Annotated in this window: 17 protein-coding genes and 2 tRNA genes; 9 read left to right on the forward strand and 10 right to left on the reverse strand. The window is 73.8% G+C overall.

The genetic code is table 11. The annotated features are described in order from the left end of the window. Positions 1 to 6: 6 nt before the first annotated feature. Positions 7 to 2,466 carry a transglycosylase domain-containing protein gene (locus C8D89_RS13645; RefSeq protein WP_133251907.1) on the reverse strand — a complete coding sequence of 820 codons (2,460 nt, stop codon included), beginning with the start codon at positions 2,464 to 2,466 and terminating at the stop codon, positions 7 to 9. Between C8D89_RS13645 and C8D89_RS28735 the strand changes: the two genes are divergently transcribed. Continuing rightward, complete coding sequence (locus C8D89_RS28735; RefSeq protein WP_133251908.1) at positions 2,465 to 3,349, forward strand: hypothetical protein; 885 nt, start codon at positions 2,465 to 2,467, stop codon at positions 3,347 to 3,349. The genes C8D89_RS13645 and C8D89_RS28735 overlap by 2 nt on opposite strands. Positions 3,350 to 3,853: 504 nt before the next feature. Next, the gene (locus C8D89_RS13650) at positions 3,854 to 4,207 is read left to right on the forward strand and encodes a hypothetical protein (protein WP_116708672.1); all 354 of its coding nucleotides are present in this window, start codon (positions 3,854 to 3,856) and stop codon (positions 4,205 to 4,207) included. Between the two features lie 27 nt (positions 4,208 to 4,234). Here C8D89_RS13650 and C8D89_RS13655 read toward each other — a convergent pair whose 3' ends face one another. The 5 genes from C8D89_RS13655 to C8D89_RS13675 form a co-directional block, all read right to left on the reverse strand. Then, positions 4,235 to 4,993, reverse strand: coding sequence for an SDR family NAD(P)-dependent oxidoreductase (locus tag C8D89_RS13655; protein ID WP_116708673.1), 759 nt, complete (start codon positions 4,991 to 4,993; stop codon positions 4,235 to 4,237). 24 nt (positions 4,994 to 5,017) lie between these two features. Next, positions 5,018 to 6,028 (reverse strand): acetamidase/formamidase family protein, encoded by a 1,011-nt coding sequence (locus C8D89_RS13660; RefSeq protein ID WP_116708674.1) that lies wholly within the window; start codon positions 6,026 to 6,028, stop codon positions 5,018 to 5,020. 10 nt (positions 6,029 to 6,038) lie between these two features. Then, the gene (locus C8D89_RS13665; protein WP_116708832.1) at positions 6,039 to 6,428 is read right to left on the reverse strand and encodes a hypothetical protein; all 390 of its coding nucleotides are present in this window, start codon (positions 6,426 to 6,428) and stop codon (positions 6,039 to 6,041) included. 125 nt (positions 6,429 to 6,553) lie between these two features. Further along, entirely contained in the window at positions 6,554 to 8,362 is a 1,809-nt protein-coding gene (locus C8D89_RS13670) for a serine/threonine-protein kinase (RefSeq protein ID WP_116708675.1), read from the reverse strand. 65 nt (positions 8,363 to 8,427) lie between these two features. Continuing rightward, on the reverse strand, positions 8,428 to 9,078 hold the full coding sequence (locus C8D89_RS13675) for a DUF1707 SHOCT-like domain-containing protein (protein ID WP_116708676.1): 651 nt from the start codon (positions 9,076 to 9,078) through the stop codon (positions 8,428 to 8,430). Positions 9,079 to 9,161: 83 nt separating this feature from the next. On the opposite strand from C8D89_RS13675, the gene C8D89_RS13680 reads away from it, so the two are divergent. Then, positions 9,162 to 9,335 (forward strand): CsbD family protein, encoded by a 174-nt coding sequence (locus C8D89_RS13680; protein ID WP_116708677.1) that lies wholly within the window; start codon positions 9,162 to 9,164, stop codon positions 9,333 to 9,335. Between the two features lie 60 nt (positions 9,336 to 9,395). On the opposite strand, the gene C8D89_RS13685 is transcribed toward C8D89_RS13680, so the two are convergent. After that, a complete protein-coding gene (locus C8D89_RS13685) occupies positions 9,396 to 9,641 on the reverse strand; it encodes a hypothetical protein (protein WP_116708678.1) in 246 nt (81 codons plus the stop codon). Positions 9,642 to 9,978: 337 nt separating this feature from the next. On the opposite strand from C8D89_RS13685, the gene C8D89_RS13690 reads away from it, so the two are divergent. Then, on the forward strand, positions 9,979 to 10,275 hold the full coding sequence (locus tag C8D89_RS13690; RefSeq protein ID WP_116708679.1) for a hypothetical protein: 297 nt from the start codon (positions 9,979 to 9,981) through the stop codon (positions 10,273 to 10,275). A gap of 94 nt (positions 10,276 to 10,369) precedes the next feature. On the opposite strand, the gene C8D89_RS13695 is transcribed toward C8D89_RS13690, so the two are convergent. Beyond that, entirely contained in the window at positions 10,370 to 11,167 is a 798-nt protein-coding gene (locus C8D89_RS13695) for a molybdopterin-dependent oxidoreductase (RefSeq protein ID WP_116708680.1), read from the reverse strand. 199 nt (positions 11,168 to 11,366) lie between these two features. Here C8D89_RS13695 and ctaD point away from each other — a divergent pair, with 199 nt between their 5' ends. From ctaD to C8D89_RS13715, 4 genes are all read left to right on the forward strand, one after another. Beyond that, positions 11,367 to 13,133, forward strand: a complete 1,767-nt coding sequence (gene ctaD, locus C8D89_RS13700; RefSeq protein ID WP_423717011.1) for an aa3-type cytochrome oxidase subunit I — start codon at positions 11,367 to 11,369, stop codon at positions 13,131 to 13,133. Between the two features lie 121 nt (positions 13,134 to 13,254). Beyond that, a complete protein-coding gene (locus C8D89_RS13705) occupies positions 13,255 to 13,737 on the forward strand; it encodes an SRPBCC family protein (protein ID WP_116708681.1) in 483 nt (160 codons plus the stop codon). A 20-nt stretch (positions 13,738 to 13,757) separates the two neighbouring features. Continuing rightward, positions 13,758 to 14,072, forward strand: a complete 315-nt coding sequence (locus tag C8D89_RS13710) for an ArsR/SmtB family transcription factor (RefSeq protein WP_165825692.1) — start codon at positions 13,758 to 13,760, stop codon at positions 14,070 to 14,072. A 125-nt stretch (positions 14,073 to 14,197) separates the two neighbouring features. Continuing rightward, positions 14,198 to 15,037 (forward strand): DUF899 family protein, encoded by an 840-nt coding sequence (locus C8D89_RS13715; protein ID WP_116708683.1) that lies wholly within the window; start codon positions 14,198 to 14,200, stop codon positions 15,035 to 15,037. Between the two features lie 51 nt (positions 15,038 to 15,088). On the opposite strand, the gene C8D89_RS13720 is transcribed toward C8D89_RS13715, so the two are convergent. Both C8D89_RS13720 and C8D89_RS13725 read right to left on the reverse strand, forming a co-directional pair. Continuing rightward, a tRNA-Arg gene (locus C8D89_RS13720) sits at positions 15,089 to 15,161 on the reverse strand. Positions 15,162 to 15,206: 45 nt separating this feature from the next. Continuing rightward, positions 15,207 to 15,296, reverse strand: a tRNA-Ser gene (locus C8D89_RS13725). 174 nt (positions 15,297 to 15,470) lie between these two features. Between C8D89_RS13725 and C8D89_RS13730 the strand changes: the two genes are divergently transcribed. Further along, positions 15,471 to 16,502, forward strand: a complete 1,032-nt coding sequence (locus C8D89_RS13730; protein WP_116708684.1) for a zinc-binding dehydrogenase — start codon at positions 15,471 to 15,473, stop codon at positions 16,500 to 16,502. Positions 16,503 to 16,528: the final 26 nt, after the last annotated feature.

Below are 16,528 nucleotides of genomic sequence, written 5' to 3' on the forward strand. Positions count from 1 at the left end.
TCCGTGCTACTCCCCGGGCGGGTCGCCGCCCGCCGGCGCCTCCCCCTCGACGGGCGCGGCCGGCTCCTCGCCCGCCGCTGCCTCGCCGGCGGTCAGCTCGCCGGGCACCTCCTCGACGGGCGACTCCTCGACGAGCGGGGCCGTCGTCGACGTCGGGGTCGCCGACGACGGCGCGGAGGTCGAGGACGACGGCGCCGGCGACGAGGACTCGCCCGTGGTGTCGCCCGGATCGGCGCCCGCGACCGGGGTGAACGGGCCGAACGTCTCGCGCGGCGCGTCCTCGAGCGCGTCGTCCATGAACGTCTTCCAGATCTCGCTGGGCAGCCCGTGCCCGTAGACCGGGCGCCCGTCGGCGCTGCGGATCGGCGTGTTGTCGTCGGTGCCGACCCAGACCACCGTCGACGCGGCCGGCGTGTAGCCCGCGAACCAGGCGTCGTTGTTCTGGCTCTCGACGTGCGACTGGACCGTCCCCGTCTTCCCCGCCGACTGCCGTCCGCCCTCGAGCGAGACCCCGTCGTACTCCGGCACGTCGCGCATGGCCTCGGTGACGTTGCGGGCCACCCGCGGGTCGATGCGCTGCTCGCCCTGCATCGTCGACTGGTCGTAGAGGACCTCCCCGCTCGCCGTCGTCACGCGCTGGACGAGGTGCGGGCGGAAGTACATGCCCTCGTTGGAGAACGTCGCGTACGCCGAGGCGAGGTCCACCGGGGTCGTCTCCTGGTTGCCCAGCGCGATCCCGCTGTTCGGGTCCTCCATGGGCTGCGTGATGCCGGCCTGCCGGGCCGCGGCGGCGACCGCCTGCGGACCGACGCGGTTGCCGAGCGCGGTGAACACGACGTTGTTCGACAGGGTCATCGCGCGCTTGAGGCTGCAGTTCGTGCAGTCGGCGCCCTCGACGTTGCGGACCGTCTCGCCGGGGACGGCACGCCCGTCGAACTCCGTCGAGATGCCGATCGGCGGGTCCTGCTGCAGCGCGGCGAGCAGGACGAAAGGCTTGAACGTCGACCCCGCCTGCTTCTCGACGCGGGCGTAGTCCAGGCCGGCGCCGTTGTCGCCGCCGTAGTAGGCGAGGATGCCGCCGGTCTCGGGGTCGATGGACACGGTGGCGGTGCGCAGGTTGCCCGGCTGGCCCCGCATCTTCGAGCGCACGGCCTCGACCGCCTCGCGCTGCGCCTCGGGCCGGATCGTCGTCTGGATCTGCAGGCCCTCGGTGACCAGGGCGTCCTCGTCGATCCCGAGCGCACGGAGCTCGTCGCGCACGGCGCTGTAGATGTGGCCGCGGTCGTCGTCGGGGACGCCGCCGGCGACGCGCCGGGGCGGGACGGTCGCCGGGAACGTCGCGGCCGCCCGCTCGGAGGCGGGCAGCCACCCCTGGGCGACCATGCCGTCCATGACGTAGTTCCAGCGACGGAGGGCGTCGTCGGGGTTCTCGGCGGGGTCCCAGCGCGACGGCGCCTGGATGACGCCGGCGAGCAGCGCGCCCTCCGACGGCGAGAGCGTCTCCACCGGACGGCCGAAGTAGGCCTGCGAGGCGGCCTGGATGCCGTAGGTGCCGCGGCCGAAATAGATGCTGTTGAGGTAGTCAGCGAGGATCTCGTCCTTGGAACGCTCCTGCGAGATCTTCAAGGAGATGATGAGCTCCTTGTACTTGCGCACCAGCGAGTACTCGTCGCCCACCATCGCGTTCTTGACGTACTGCTGGGTGATCGTGGAACCGCCGCCGGTGCCGCCGGTGAGGTTCTTCCACACGGCCCGACCGAAGCCGGTGACGTCGAACCCCGCGTTGGAGTAGAAGCTGCGGTCCTCGGCCGAGAGCACCGCGAAGCGCACCGAGGGCGGGACCTGCGCGAGCTCCACCTTCTGCCGGTTGCCCTGCTCCCCCGGCGCGATCCGCGCGAGCACGGTGCCGTCGGAGAACGAGACGGTGTTGAGCTGGCTCTCCACCGCGTCGTCGGTGGTGGGCACCGGGATGAACAGCCATCCCACGACCAGCGCGAGCACCGGGGCCGCGGCCATCGCCGCCGCGCCGGCGTAGGCGCTGCGGCGCGCCCGGCGCCAGCGCAGGGCCCCCGCCGAGAGCTTCTCCGGGTGGGGTCCGTCGAGGTAGAGGACGACCCGCGACCGCACGCGCCGACCGAAGGCGACGGCCGCCGGGCCGCCGGGCAGGCGGACGACGCGCGCGGCGACGACCGCGAGCACCGCGGCGACCACGGCGGCGATCCGCCCGCGCGGGACGGCGGTCGCACGGTCGTCGCGGTCGTTCCCCGGCGACTCGCTGCGCGAGACCGCCCGGGTGGGGCGCGCCGCCGTGCCGGCGGTGCGGCTCCCGGACCGGGCCGTCGTCCCCCGCGGCCCGGTGCCGCGTGCCGCCGCGGCGCGGTCGGGGCGTCCGGCACGGGCGGCCCCGGCGTCGTCGCCGCCCGACCCCGCGGTCTCGGGGTCGTCGGAGGTGCCGACGGCGGGCATGGCCGCGGTGCCGGTCGGACGCGAGCGGCGCGCGGGCGCGGCCGAGGGCTCCGGTCGCCCCGAGGGCTCCTCCGACGGCTTCTTCGGGACCTTCCCGGGCGCGCTCTCCGGGGCCGCCCCCACGTCGCGCGTGTGCGGGCCGGGCGCGTCGGGGCCGGTGGGGATGGGCGGGACGGCGGGCCGGGGCGCGGGGGCGCCGCCGCGCACGGGCGGGCGGGGCCCGGCGACCGGGGCTCCGGCCGGCGGGCGCGCCGGTGGGGCTGCGGGGCGTCCGGGCGGCGTGCCCGGCGGGCGGGAGGTCGGGGTCTGGCGGTCGCGGGGCCCGCCGGGTGCGGGGCCCGACGGGGGTCGGGCAGGCCCCGTCGGGGTGGGTGGCGGCGTACGGCCGGAGCGGGGGGCCGGGCGGGCGTCCTGCGGCGGCGTGGCCGGTCCCGCGGGCGCGACCGGGGGCGGCGGCACCGACGGCGGCGCGGCGAGGCCGCGCCCGCCCGGCACGGGAGGACCGGATGCGCCGGGACGGCCCGGGCGCGGTGCGGCGGGGGACGGCGGCGCGGACGACGGCGCGGACGACGGCGCGCTCGGCGCGACGGCGGGACGCGATCCCCGACCGGGGGTGCGCGCGGGCCGGGACGGCGGTGCGGCGGGCCGGGACGGGGGTCCGGACGGACCCGCGGGCGGCCGAGCGCCGGCCGCGGCGGGGCTCGCGGTCAACGCGGCCGCGGCGGCCTCGACGGGCCGCGCGAGGGTCTCGGTGATCGCGCGGCGACCCGAGGACGGAGCGCCCGCGGGGACGAACGAGCCGGTGGAGGGAGCGGAGGGGAAGCCGACCGGGGGCGACGAGGGTGCGGGGCTCGCGGCGATGCGCGCGGCGACGTCGCCGTAGTCGCTGTCCTGACTCGGCCGGTCCGACGCCTCGCGCCCGTCGCGCACCCGGCGCCGGCCCTTGGCCGCCTCGGCGTCGTGCCTGCGCCGGACGTCCTCGTCCTCCGCAGCGTCCTCGGCAGCGTCGGCGGCACGGCGCCGTCCCGACGAGCGAGCGTGTGTGCCCGCCACTCGAGCCACCACCTCCCGTGTCGGTCGCGGTCCTGGACCCGTGTCCTGGTCGGACCCGCGGGGACGGCCCGACCGTCGGGACCGGACGCCGTGCGTTCCGGACCCGCACGCAGGCAACGCGCCGACGACGCGGAGGTCGCGGCAGGACGGTGCGGCTGTCCACGACCGGGCAGCACGCAGCGGTGAGTGGTGGGGCGATGTCACTCGGTAGTGGGACGCCCGCCCTTGGTCCCCCATGCTTGCGCTGAGTGGCGATCCCGGTCACCGGGCGCTAACGGCGCAGCGTTGCCGACCGATGACCCCCACGGTTTCGCCCGGCGAGAGGACTCGGCCCATGGACCCGGACCACGATCCGCCCCGGCGTGTCCCGGCGCCCCGCGCCGGGGGTCACGACGCCGGCGGCGACCCGGGCGGTGAGGCCCGGGACCCGTTCGTCCCCGTGCCGCGCCGTGCCCCCGCCGTCGAGCGCCTGCCGGACGGCGTGACGACGTCGACCGAGCCCCCGGCCCCGGCCTCCGCCGCGCTGGTCCCGGCGCCCCGGCCCGCTGCCGACCTCGCGGCCGGCGAGGCGGGCGTGCCGCGCGCGCTGCGGTCGTGGGTGCGGGCCGTCGCCCGCGCCGTGCGGATCGCGGTGGACGGGGTGCGCTCCCTGCTCGACGCGCTCGTGCCGGCGCCCGCGTCCCGCTGAGGTCCTCGCGGGTCCTCGCCGCCGGTCCTAGAGCTGCACCCCGCGCGTGAGCGCCCCGTCGACGACGAGGTTGGTGCCGCTGATGAACGTGGCCGCGGGACTCGCCAGGAACACCACGGCCCGCGCGACCTCCTCCGGCGTCGCCATCCGTCCCGTCGGGTTGAGCCCGAGGGCGTGAGCGTAGAGGTCGGGGTCGTTCTCCTCGATGGACTCCCACACCCCGCCGGTGAAGTACACGTTGCCCGGCGAGACGGTGTTGGCGCGCACGCGGCCGGCGAGCTGGTACGCCAGGCCCTGCGTGTAGTGCACGAGTGCACCCTTGAACGTGCCGTAGGGCCCCGCCGCGAAGTCGATCTCGCGGCCGGACACACTCGAGATCGTCACGATCGCGCCGGCGTCGCTCTCCTCCAGCGACGGCAGGGCCGCCTCGACCAGGCGGACCGTGTGCATCATGTCGGTGGTGAAGCTGGCCGCCCAGTTCTCCTCGGTGGACGGGATGGCCAGCGCCGACACGTTCGCCACGACGGCGTCGATCCCGCCGTGGGTCGCCGCACTGTCGCGCACCCAGGCACCCAGCGCGTCGCCGTCGGTGACGTCCACGGCCGTCCCGTGCACGTCGTGCCCCGCGTCGCGCAGCTCCTCCTCGGTCTTGGCGACGCCGTCGGCGGACCGCGCGCAGAACGCCACCGTCGCGCCCTCGGCGGCCAGCCCCTCGACCACCGCGCGCCCGATGCCGCGGCTGCCACCGGTGACGAGGGCGGTGCGTCCGGTCAGCTGCAAGTCCACGGGTGAGCTCCTCAGGTCAGGGACTTAGACGACGGCCAGGGCGCGGTCGCGCAGGTCCGCGTGCAGCCCGTCGTGCGGACGCAGTCCGGGCACGAGCGCCTTGGCCACCTTGGTCACCGCGCTGTAGTTGGTGTCGACGACGTTGGCCAGCGGCGCCAGCGACACCTGGGTGAGCAGCTGGTAGGCGTCGAGGCGGTCGAGACCGAGCAGCTCGCCGAGCCAGGCGATCATCTCGACCTGGCTGATGCGCCAGGCGTCCTCGAGCGGGCGCGACGAGCCGACCACGATGATCTCGTCGTCGTTCTCCAGCCGCGGCCACAGCGGCGCCGGACCGGCCGGCGCCTTCACCAGGTCGACGATCAGCGTGACGTCCATGGCGCCCTCGACCGCCGTCCCGCACGACTCGCCCTCACCCTGGCGGTAGTGCCCGTCCCCCACCGAGAAGATCGCGCCGGGCTCGTTGACCGGCAGGTAGCAGGTGGTGCCGGCGCGCATCTCCGGGGTGTCCATGTTGCCGCCGAACGCGTCCGGCGTGAGCGACGAGCGCACCTCGCGGTTGGCCGGCGCCACCCCGACGGTGCCGAGCATCGGGGCGAGCGGCAGGTCCAGGCTCAGGTCGGAGCGCCCGGCGACGAAGGTGACCGTGCGGCGGGCGCGGTCGACCTCGTAGATCCAGGTGCGCTCATCGAGCGGCGGGTTCAGCAGCGCCGTGCGGTCGGTGCCCGTGAGCCCGCCGAAGAACGGGACGAGCGTCGAGGCGCCCCAGTCGCGCGCCGGGGTGAGGTCGACGAGGTGCAGCACCAGCGTGTCGCCGGGCTCGGCACCGCGCACCGAGAACGGCCCGGTCTGGGGGTTGAGGAAGCGCGGGTCGAGACTCGCGCTCGCGAGGTCGGACACCGACCGGATGCGCCCGCCGAACGCGTCGTCGCACCACAGGCGCATCACGCTGCCCGGCTCGACCTCGCGGACAGGCGCGGCGCCGCCGAAGGTCCAGGCGTACTGCGACGGCTCGGGCCGGAACTCGACCACGTCCACGCCGGTCCTCCTAATAGCGGTCGGTGCCGGTCAGGGCGTGCTCGAGCTGGTCGGCGATGCGCGTGACCAGCCGGAACGGGCCGTCGAACTCGGCGAACGAGAGGTCCTCGAGCGGCGTGGCGTGGCGGAACACCGCGACCCCGCCCACGGCCGCCGCGCCGCCGACCACGGCGTCCTCGGCGAGCTCGAGCAGCCGCCGCGCGTCGATCTCGTCCAACCGGCCGATGGGTGACTCGATCTGCAGCCAGTCGTGCCCGTCGACCTCGCCCTTGTGGTGCACGTACACCAGCTGCGTCCGGTCCTCCGACGTGGGGAGCCGGAACGTCATGCTCTGCGCGTCCTGGGCCATCACCTCGTAGCGCACGCGGACCCACAGCACCAGGTCGTCCCACGAGGCCACCGACCACTCACCGTCCTCACGCTGGTTCTCGGTCCCGGCGCCGGGACCGCCCGGACGGCGTGCCGGGCGGAGCGATCGCACCGTAGCAGCGCGGACCGACGGTGATCGTCGGCCGCGCGGGGCGGTCACCGCGCGCCTCCGCCGACACCGCTCACGAGGCGGTCCCAGCCGGCGGCGCCCACGGTGGCGGTCGCGCCGCTGCGGTCGAGCAGCCGCAGCAGCGCCGCCCCGTCCCTCGGGCGGTCGCCGACCTCCTGCGCCGTCGCCCGCCGCAGCACCGGCACCAGCCGCGGAGAGAGCCGGTGCACCGCCGCGAACGCCTCGGGGCCCGGGCCGTCGAGGATGCGCCGGGCGATGTCGAGGATGTTGTCGCCGTCGAACAGGTGGTCGCCACGGGCGGCGAACACCACGCAGCACGCCCAGGCCCACACGTCGGTGGCGGGCACGGCGCCGTTGCCGGTGACCTGCTCGGGCGCCATGTAGCCGGGCGTGCCGACCATGTTCCCCGCCGGCGTGTGGTGGGTCTGGCCGACGACGCGGGCGATGCCGAAGTCGACGACCTTCGGGCCCGCGGAGGTCAGCAGGACGTTCCCGGGCTTGAGGTCGCGGTGGGTGATGCCGTCCGCGTGCAGCGCTGCGAGGGCGCGGGCGAGCGCGATGGCCGTGCGGGTGAGCATCTCGCCGTCGGTCACCGCCCCCGACGCGGCCACGAACGCGTGCAGCGACGGCCCGTCGAGGCGCTCCATCACGATGTAGGGCATCGAGCCGTCGAAGCCGACGCCCAGCACGCGCGCCGTGTAGTCGCCGGTGACCTTCTGCAGCGTCTGGCCCTCGCGCAGGAAACGGGTGCGCGCGTCGACGTCGTCGAGCAGGTGCGGCGCGAGCACCTTGATGGCCACGACGCCGTGCGTGCCGGCGCGGTGGCCGAGGTAGACCGTGCCCATCCCGCCGGAGCCGAGCCGTCCGGTGAGCGTGTACTCGCCCACCGAGCGTGGGTCGTGCGGGGTGAGTGGCTGCTCCGGGGTCGCGAGGTCCACCAGCCGCGTGGAGGGCCCGACGACCGGCGGCGCGACCCGCGTCGGCGGCCGCGGGGCGGGCGGCACCGACCGGCCGACCATCGGTCCGGGCGGCCGGGACGGCGCGGGCGCCGGCGCGACCTGCTGGTCGGGCCGGGCCGCCCGGCGGGCGCGCAGCAGGCGGCGCTCGCGCACCGGGGGCAGCCGCGCGGCCCGGAGCGCCTCGGGCACCACCGGCGCCTCGCGGCACGCCCGCGGGCGTCCGATGCGCGCGACCACCTGGTGCGCGAGCAGGAAGAGCAGCGCCCCCAGCCCGACCCCGGGCACCCCGATCGAGCCGGCGGCCAGCACCACGGCGAGGAAGAGCAGCACGCCGAGCACGAGCGTCGCCTTGCCCGTGCCGGTGGGCCACGGCCGGGTCACCGGCATCGCGCGCCGGCGCTCGAGGTCGAGCCCGCCCACGTAGAGCCCGACGGTGGCCAGCGAGAGCAGCGCCAGGACGACGAGGCCCACGACGGTCAGCGTCGGCCCGGAGCTGCTCGGGCTGGGCAGCCCGGCGTCGTCGAGGCGGCCGATGACGTCGCGCACCACGGCGCGCCGGCCGTCGGCCAGCTGGTCGGCGACCAGGGAGACGACGAGCGCGCCGACCGTCGCCGTGATCGCGGCGGTCAGCACGGTGAGCCCGAGCGCCCGCGGGACGGGCAGGTCGGCGGCGCGCTGCAGGTGGCGGCGGGCGCGGCGGCGCTCGGCGCCGGTCAGCCGGGCGACGCGATCGGTGACGACGCGGTCGACGAGCATCGCCGTGCGCCGGTGCGCGGCGGCCCGCCGGTGCAGGGGGGCCATCGCCAGGGCGGTGACCACACCGGCGACGACCACGACGAGCACCGGCAGGCCGGGACCGAGCTGCGCCAGCGTCACGTCCGCTCCTCCCGCCGTCGTGTGGTCCCCGTCGCTGTCCTCCGCGACGTTACCGGGGTGCCGTGTCAGCCCCGGGCGCGTCGTCCCGGCGTGCCGTCACCCTCATGCGTCACATCCGTGCGACGGCGCCCGGGTCGCCAGCGCGGCCTGCGGGGGTGGCGCAGGACGACGTCGCCGAGGCTGTGGCGCCCGCGGACCACGAGGTGCGGGGTGCCGCGCTCGCGCCGGTGGACGGTGTCGTCCTTGACCTTGCCGGCCGAGATCCGCAGGGAGTCGACGTCGGCGGTCGCGTGCCCGGGCAGCACGATGACCGGCGAGCACAGACCGGTCGCCAGCTCGATCGCGATGACCGGCGCGGTGCACTCGGCGTCGGTGAAGTCGAGGGTCACCCCGCCCACCCAGCTGCGCACCCGCACCACCGGCGGCACCCGCCAGTAGCCGCGCCGGGTGATGGACCCGCCGACCCCGGCCTGCAGATCCAGGACGTCCACCGCGCGCTCGGCGTGCAGCGACGCGCCCGGCAGGTCGTCGAGCAGCCCCTCGAGGTCGCGGCGCACCCGCGCGGCGAGCGCGGCGGCGGCGCGGTCGCTGTATTCCGCCGGCGTGAGCTGCCCGGCCACCATCGCGCGCGCCAGGAACTGCTGCACCTGCTCGCGCTCGACGTCGGAGACACGCAGGCCGGCGGGATCCACCGGCTCCGGGCTCGTGGACGTCACACCGGCGATGATAGGGCGCGGAGCCCGCTCGTCAGGCCGCTCGCCCGGGTTGACGGGGTGGTCATCGGGGGTAACCGGCCGGTATGGCTGCTGATGACAAGATCGACAATAAGACCGACAAGCTCAAGGGCAAGGTCAAGGAGACCGCCGGCACCGTCCAGGGTGACGAGGAGCTCCGCCACGAGGGCAAGGCCGACCAGACCAAGGGCGACATCAAGCAGGCCGGCGAGAAGATCAAGGACGCCTTCAAGTCCTGAGCGGCTCGCCACACCGCACGGCCCCGGGGACCTCGTCCCCGGGGCCGTCGCACGTCAGCCCTAGTAGCCGCGCGACTCCCGCCGGCCGGTGAACGCGTAGACGGGCGTCCCGTCGCCGTCGCGGCGCTCCAGGCGGTGGACGGCGAACACGTTGATGCCGGGGATGGAGCCGCCGAAGATGTCGTCGACCGTCTGGCGCGGTCCGGACTCGACCAGCACGAGGTACTCCTCGGGCAGGCTCGCCCCCTCGGCGATCGTCAGGTCGTGGTCACCCCGGCACGGGCCGTCGGCGAGTCGGATGCGCACGGTCCCCCCACCTCCGTCTCGAAGCTGACCCGGTCATGGTGGCACGCAGTCCTCGGACGCGTGTGGTGCACGGAACGGTGGGGGCGCGTGTGCCGATGAACGTGCACGTGCAAGGATCACCGTCGCCGATCATGCCCCCCGTGATCGGCACCGGACCCGGTCGGTGTCCCCCCGCCGGCCGGGTCCCCCCACTCCTCGGAACGACGGGTGGCTCACGGCGCGCCGGGCCGCCCCGGTGATTGGGGCGGGCACGCAGCGGTCATCCTCGGTGCGTTCCCGATCGGAGCTGAGAGCGGACGTGCATAAGGACGAGGCGGCGGAGAGACTCGCGCGGCAGGTGACGGACGCGCTGTCCGCCATGGTCGACCACGGCACGTCCCGCCCCGCCGGTGTCGACCGCTTCGACTGGTCCAGCGACACCCTCGACGAGCTGGCCCGCGCCGTCGTCGCCATCGGCGAGATCGTCGAGCGCAGCACCGCCCGGTCGCTCACCGAGGAGGACCCCGACGGCATCGCCGCGAGGGCCCGCGAGCTCGCCACCGCCATCGTCTGCTGCCGCAACTCCCTGCTCGTCGAGAGCGCCGCGACCCGTCTGCGCCGCACCCGTCCCGACGTCATCCGTAGCGTGAGCTGACCCGCGTCGGCCCGGTCGTCCAGCGACCTCGTCGCCGGCGTCGCGTGACGCCCGGCCGACCCCGCTGCGCTGGTGAACCGGGCCGACCGGGTGCTCAGCGTTCGGGGGACGCGGGCGGGCGGTTCGGTGTCGGCGGCTCGCCGGCGACCGCCCCCCGCGCGCAGAGGACGCGGATCGGCGGGGTCAGGACCCGGTAGATCGGCCGGACGAGCCGGCCGGGGAGGCTGCCGTGGCGCTCTTCCTCCCAGACCCGCGCCCGCGGGTGCTCCTCGAGCAGGCGGTCCGGGAGGGACCGGGGGCGGTCGGTCGGCGCGGAGGTGCGGACCTCGATCCGGTGCAGGTGCTTGGTGCAGACGTAGCCGTACTGGCGCGGGCTGACGAGCCGGGCGGGCGCGCCGTGGTCGCCGTCGAGCGGCCGCCCGTCGAGGTTCTCGGCGATCAGCACGTCGTCGCCCATCGCGTCCTCGATCGTCGCGAGCGACCGGTAGCCGTCGAGCCCTTCGAACACCAGGTGGGTGACGCGGGCCGAGGGATCGACGGCCGGCTCGATCACCTCCCGGTAGAAGGTCGCGAAGGCGACCCCCTCCCAGCGCAGGTCGAGCGCCGACCACCCGGCGACACAGTGGAAGTCCGCGGTGAGCTCCCGGCGCGGGAGTCGCGCGAGCTCGGCCAGGGGCACCGCGAACGACGCCGTCACCGCTCCGCCGACCTCGATGGCGTGGTCCTCGGGGATCGGCGGCGGCGGGTGGTGGAGGTGGGCGCCGAAGCGCGGGAACCCGGTGACCGGGCGCTGTCCCGGGGGCAGCCGCAGGCCGTCGCGACCGCCCTGGCCAGGCCGTTCCTCCCCTTCTGCCCGGGCACCCGTCCTCGCCGCTCCGCGGGTCGTGTCCATGTCCGCCTCCTTCTATACGGCTGCGTATAGAAGTCGCGACAGTAGCAGTCGTTGTACGGACCCGTACAGCATCGCGCGGCGTCCACGCCGGCGGAGCGCCCGGTCGGGGTGGCGCCCGCCTCGTCGCGCTCCGCGGGCCGAAAGACCCTTGTGGCGACTCACAGCCCGGCGACGATCGGCGAGGTCCGAGCACTGTGAGGTGGTCACGATTTCCATCATCACCCCGAAGCCGATCACGACCGAGCCCTACACCGCGCAGCGATCGCGACGCGGCTCGGTGTTCACGCACATGCTGAGCACCACCGACCCCAAGGACATCGCGATCCTCTACATGGTCACGTCGTTCGCGTTCTTCCTGATCGGCGGACTGATGGCGCTGCTCATGCGTGCGGAACTCGCGCAGCCGGGGATGCAGATCCTCTCGGTGGACCAGTACAACCAGCTGTTCACCATGCACGGCACGATCATGCTGCTGCTCTACGCGACCCCGATCGTGTTCGGCTTCGGCAACTACATCATGCCGCTGCAGATCGGCGCCCCCGATGTCGCGTTCCCGCGCCTGAACGCCTTCTCGTACTGGCTGTTCCTCTTCGGCGGCACCATCGTCATCTCGGGCTTCTTCACCCCGGACGGCGCCGCCTCGGCCGGGTGGTTCGCCTACACCCCGCTCTCGGACGTCGAGTTCACCCCGGGACTCGGCATGAACCTCTGGATCGTCGGCCTGGCCGTCGCCGGTCTGGGCACCATCCTGGGCGCGGTCAACTTCGTGACGACCATCGTCTGCCTGCGCGCCCCGGGCATGACGATGTTCCGGATGCCGATCTTCACCTGGAACATCCTCGTCACGATGATCCTCATCCTGATGGTGTTCCCGATCCTCACCGCGGCCCTGTTCGGCCTCGCGGCGGACCGCGTGCTGGGCGCGCACATCTACGACCCGGCCAACGGCGGCGCCGTCCTCTGGCAGCACCTGTTCTGGTTCTTCGGGCACCCCGAGGTCTACATCGTGGCGCTGCCGTTCTTCGGCATCGTCACCGAGGTCTTCCCGGTGTTCAGCCGCAAGCCGATCTTCGGCTACAAGACGCTGGTCTACGCGACGTTGGCGATCGGGGCGCTGTCGGTGGCCGTCTGGGCCCACCACATGTACGCCACCGGCGCGATCCTGCTGCCGTTCTTCGCCTTCATGACCTTCCTCATCGCGGTGCCGACCGGCATCAAGTTCTTCAACTGGATCGGCACGATGTGGCGGGGCCAGCTGACGTTCGAGACGCCGATGCTGTTCGCGGTCGGCTTCCTGGTCACCTTCCTGTTCGGTGGCCTCACCGGCGTCCTGTTGGCCAGCCCGCCGCTGGACTGGCACATCTCGGACACCTACTTCGTGGTCGCCCACTTCCACTACGTGCTGTTCGGCACGATCGTGTTCGCGACCTACGCCGGCATCTACTTCTGGTTCCCGAAGATGACCGGCCGGATGATGGACGAGCGCCTCGGCAAGTTCCACTTCTGGGGAACGTTCATCGGCTTCCACCTGACGTTCCTGGTGCAGCACTGGCTGGGCAATGAGGGCATGCCGCGCCGCTACGCCGACTACGCCGTCACGGACGGGTTCACCGTCCTGAACACGATCTCCACGATCGGGGCGTTCCTCCTCGGCGCCTCGACGCTGCCGTTCCTGTGGAACGTGTTCCACAGCTACCGCTACGGCCGCCCCGTCGAGGTGGACGACCCCTGGGGCCACGGCAACTCGCTGGAGTGGGCGACGTCCTGCCCGCCGCCGCGGCACAACTTCACCGAGCTGCCGCGCATCCGCTCCGAGCGGCCGGCGTTCGAGCTGCACTACCCGCACGTGGGCGAGCGGATGCGCCTTGAGGCCCACGTCGGCGGCGGGCACAAGAGCATCGGCGAGGCCGCGGCCGGGCGCACCGGGCAGGAACACCTCCCGGGCTCCGACCCGCGCAACCGCTGACACGTGGAGCACGCGCGCCCGTCGAAGCGCCGCCCTGGACGTACTGCAATCTCTAGGTTGCACTAGGCGCCCTCGGTGTGCAATCGTCTGATTGCATATCCGCTCGACGAGGAGCAGCGCCATGGACGACGCCACGTACACCCACGCGGAGCTGGCCGAACTGGACAGCATCGCCCGCGAGATCGACATCGACGCGCCGGCCGAACGCGTGTGGGACCTGATCGCGCGGCCGGGCTGGTTCATCAACGACGGCACGGTCGAGGCCGAGCCCGACCTGCGCTACGAGGACGACGTCGCGGTCGTCACGGACCCGACCGGGGAGTTCCGGTTCCGGACGGTGCAGCTGGACAAGCCGCGTTACGCGGCCTTCCGCTGGCTCGGCACCCCGTTCCGGGACGCGTCCGAGGGCACGCTCGTCGAGTTCTGGGTCCAGGAGCGGGCTGGTGGCGGTGTGACGCTGCGGGTCCTGGAGAGCGGGTTCTCCAGCCTGTCCGAGGACCCCGCCGTGTGGCTGAAGGAGCGGGAAGGCAACGACCAGGGCTGGACGCAGGAACTCGCCGCGGCGAAGGCGTTCGTCGAGTCCCGCGCGGACGGCGGGTCGTGAACGCGAAGGACCTTCCGGCGATGTGCGCCGCACTCGGTGACCCGACCCGCTGGGACGTCCTCACCCAGCTCGGGGAGGGCGCGAAGTCGGCCTCCGCGCTGGCCCGAGAGCTCCCGGTGAGCCGGCAGGCGATCGGTAAGCACCTGGAGGTGCTGCGCGAGGTCGGTCTGGTCGAGTCCGAGCAGCGTGGCCGCGAGGTCGTCTACTCCGCCGTCGGCGCCCGGCTCAACGCACTGGCCCGGGAACTCGACCGGATCGGCCGTTCCTGGGAGACCCGGCTGCTGCGGATCAAGGAGCTGGCCGAGCGCCCCGACGAGCGGCCGCCCCGCTCCTGAGCTCCGTCCACCACCGCAGGCCTGCCCCGCGGCCGAGCCCGTGCGCTCGGCCGCGGTCGGTCCCGCGCACCCGGCAGGCCTCCCACCCGCATCACGACGAGCAGAAGGCACACGAGGAGACAGCCATGAACCACGACACCCGCGAGAGCACACCCACCGAGCCCGGCGGACGACCCGGCCTCGCTGCGCCGGCGGACGACGCGACCGACGCGACCGGCCGGCCCCCGGTCGTCGACCGGGCGACCTTCACGACCGCGGTGGACGGGCTGCGGGCCCGGGAGAAGGCCCACACCCGCGAAGGCGACGCGATCGCCGCAGCCCGACGTCGCCTGCCCATGGTGGAGGTCGATGCGAGCCTGCCGCTCGTCGGTCCCGGCGGGCCCCTGACCCTGCTCGACGCGTTCGAGGGGCGCAGGCAGCTCATCGCGTACTACTTCATGTGGCACCCCGGGCACCCGGCGGCCGAGCAGTGCGAGGGCTGCACCTTCTACACGGGCCAGGTCCGCGAGCTCTCCCAGGTGCACTCCCGCGACGCCACGTTCGCCGTCCTCTGCCAGGGGCCGTACGAACCGAGCGTCCGCTATCGCGACTTCATGGGTTGGGACGTGCCGTGGTACTCGGCCCGGCCCTCCCTCGACTCCCTCCTCGTCGGGCGCCGGATCGGCCTGTTCCACCTGGTCTGCTACCTGCGCGACGGCGACCGGGTCTTCGAGACCTACTGGACGAAGGACCGGGGTGTCGAGGCGTTGGACAACACCTACGGGCTGCTGGACCGGACGGTGTACGGCCGCCAGGAACCGTGGGAGGAATCCCCGGCCGGCTGGCCGCAGCGATGGGGAGCCGACGGCGGGCACCCGTACCGGAGGAACGGGCGCCCGATCGCCCAGTGGCCCCGCGTGGAGGCGGGCAGATCCGACGACCTCGGCAACACGCTCGTGGATCGGATCGTGGAGCAGCGGTCATGAACAGAGGGGCCGCAGCAGTGCTGCGACCCCTCTGAGCTGCCTCGACCGGCGCGCGCCCGAAGGGATTCGAACCCCTAACCTTCTGATCCGTAGTCAGATGCTCTATCCGTTGAGCTACGGGCGCATGTCTGTGGTTGTGGTTGCCCCGGCCCTGTCCGGACCGCGGCCGCGGAGGCTCCGGGATTTGAACCCGGGAGGGAGCCGAACTCCCAACCGCATTAGCAGTGCGGCGCCATAGACCAGACTAGGCGAAGCCTCCCGAGGTCCCCCTGGGGCCTCCTGGACGAACAGTACACACCTTCGTCCACCGCGTTGCCCGCCACCCCCCGCCCCCCGCCCCCCGGGCCGCACGGCGTGACGTGTGCACGGACCCGCATGAGCCGTGGGGTGACGGGTAGTCCACAACTGAACCATCGTCGGAGGAAGGACCGCCGTGAAGGCGACGTTGATCTACGGAGCGGGCGACATCCGGGTGGAGGAGGTCCCCGACCCGAAGCTCGAGAACGCCGGCGACGCGATCGTGCGCATCACGCACTCGTGCATCTGCGGCAGCGACCTGTGGCCGTACAAGAGCCGCGAGCAGACCGAGCAGGGCGACCGCATCGGCCACGAGTTCATCGGCGTGGTCGAGGAGACCGGCTCGGACGTGAGCCGCATCCAGAAGGGCGACCTGGTCGTCGCGCCGTTCTACTACGCCGACGGCACGTGCGAGTACTGCCGGGCCGGCCTGACCAGCGCCTGCCCGAGCGGCAACGCCTGGGGCGCCGAGACCGACGGCGGACAGGGCGAGGCCGCGCGCATCCCGTTCGCCGACGCGACGCTGATGAAGCTGACGGTGCCGCAGGACTCGGCGCTCATGCCGAGCCTGCTGACGCTCTCCGACGTCTTCGGCACCGGCCACCACGCGGCCGTGTCGGCGCAGGTGGGGCCGGGCAAGGACGTCGCCGTGGTCGGTGACGGCGCGGTGGGCCTCCTCGCGGTGCTCGCGGCCAGGCGTCTGGGTGCCGAGCGGATCGTGCTCATGGGCCACCACAAGGACCGCACCGACCTCGGGCGCGAGTTCGGCGCCACCGACGTCGTCGAGGAGCGCGGCGAGGAGGGCGAGCAGAAGGTGCGGGACATCCTCGGCACCGACGGCGTGCACTCGGCCATCGAGGCGGTCGGGTACGAGCAGTCGCTGACCTCGGCGATCAACCTCACCAAGCCGGGCGGGCACGTCGGCATCGTCGGCGTCCCGCAGAGCGGCTCGCTGCCGAACCTCGCGCAGAAGTTCATGAAGAACGTGACCGTCGCCGGCGGCATCGCGCCCACCCAGGCGAACATGTACGAGCTGCTGCCCGACGTCCTCGACGGGCAGATCGAGCCGGGCAAGGTGTTCGACCGGACGATCGGCCTCGACGAGGTCGCCGACGGCTACCGCGCCATGAACGACCGCGAGGCGCTCAAGGTGCTCGTGCGCCCTTGAGCCGTGCGCAACGAACGCGCTGTTCG

This window comes from Actinomycetospora cinnamomea, assembly GCF_003096675.1.
GTDB lineage: Bacteria > Actinomycetota > Actinomycetes > Mycobacteriales > Pseudonocardiaceae > Actinomycetospora > Actinomycetospora cinnamomea.

Bases quoted from the DNA above. Each gene is read 5' to 3' on its own strand.
- C8D89_RS28735 (WP_133251908.1), top strand. From the start codon at position 2,465: ATGGCCGCGGTGCCGGTCGGACGCGAGCGGCGCGCGGGCGCGGCCGAG.
- C8D89_RS13680 (WP_116708677.1), top strand. From the start codon at position 9,162: ATGGCTGCTGATGACAAGATCGACAATAAGACCGACAAGCTCAAGGGC.
- C8D89_RS13650 (WP_116708672.1), top strand. From the start codon at position 3,854: ATGGACCCGGACCACGATCCGCCCCGGCGTGTCCCGGCGCCCCGCGCC.
- C8D89_RS13715 (WP_116708683.1), top strand. From the start codon at position 14,198: ATGAACCACGACACCCGCGAGAGCACACCCACCGAGCCCGGCGGACGA.
- C8D89_RS13645 (WP_133251907.1), bottom strand. From the start codon at position 2,466: ATGCCCGCCGTCGGCACCTCCGACGACCCCGAGACCGCGGGGTCGGGC.
- C8D89_RS13710 (WP_165825692.1), top strand. From the start codon at position 13,758: ATGTGCGCCGCACTCGGTGACCCGACCCGCTGGGACGTCCTCACCCAG.
- C8D89_RS13705 (WP_116708681.1), top strand. From the start codon at position 13,255: ATGGACGACGCCACGTACACCCACGCGGAGCTGGCCGAACTGGACAGC.
- C8D89_RS13695 (WP_116708680.1), bottom strand. From the start codon at position 11,167: ATGGACACGACCCGCGGAGCGGCGAGGACGGGTGCCCGGGCAGAAGGG.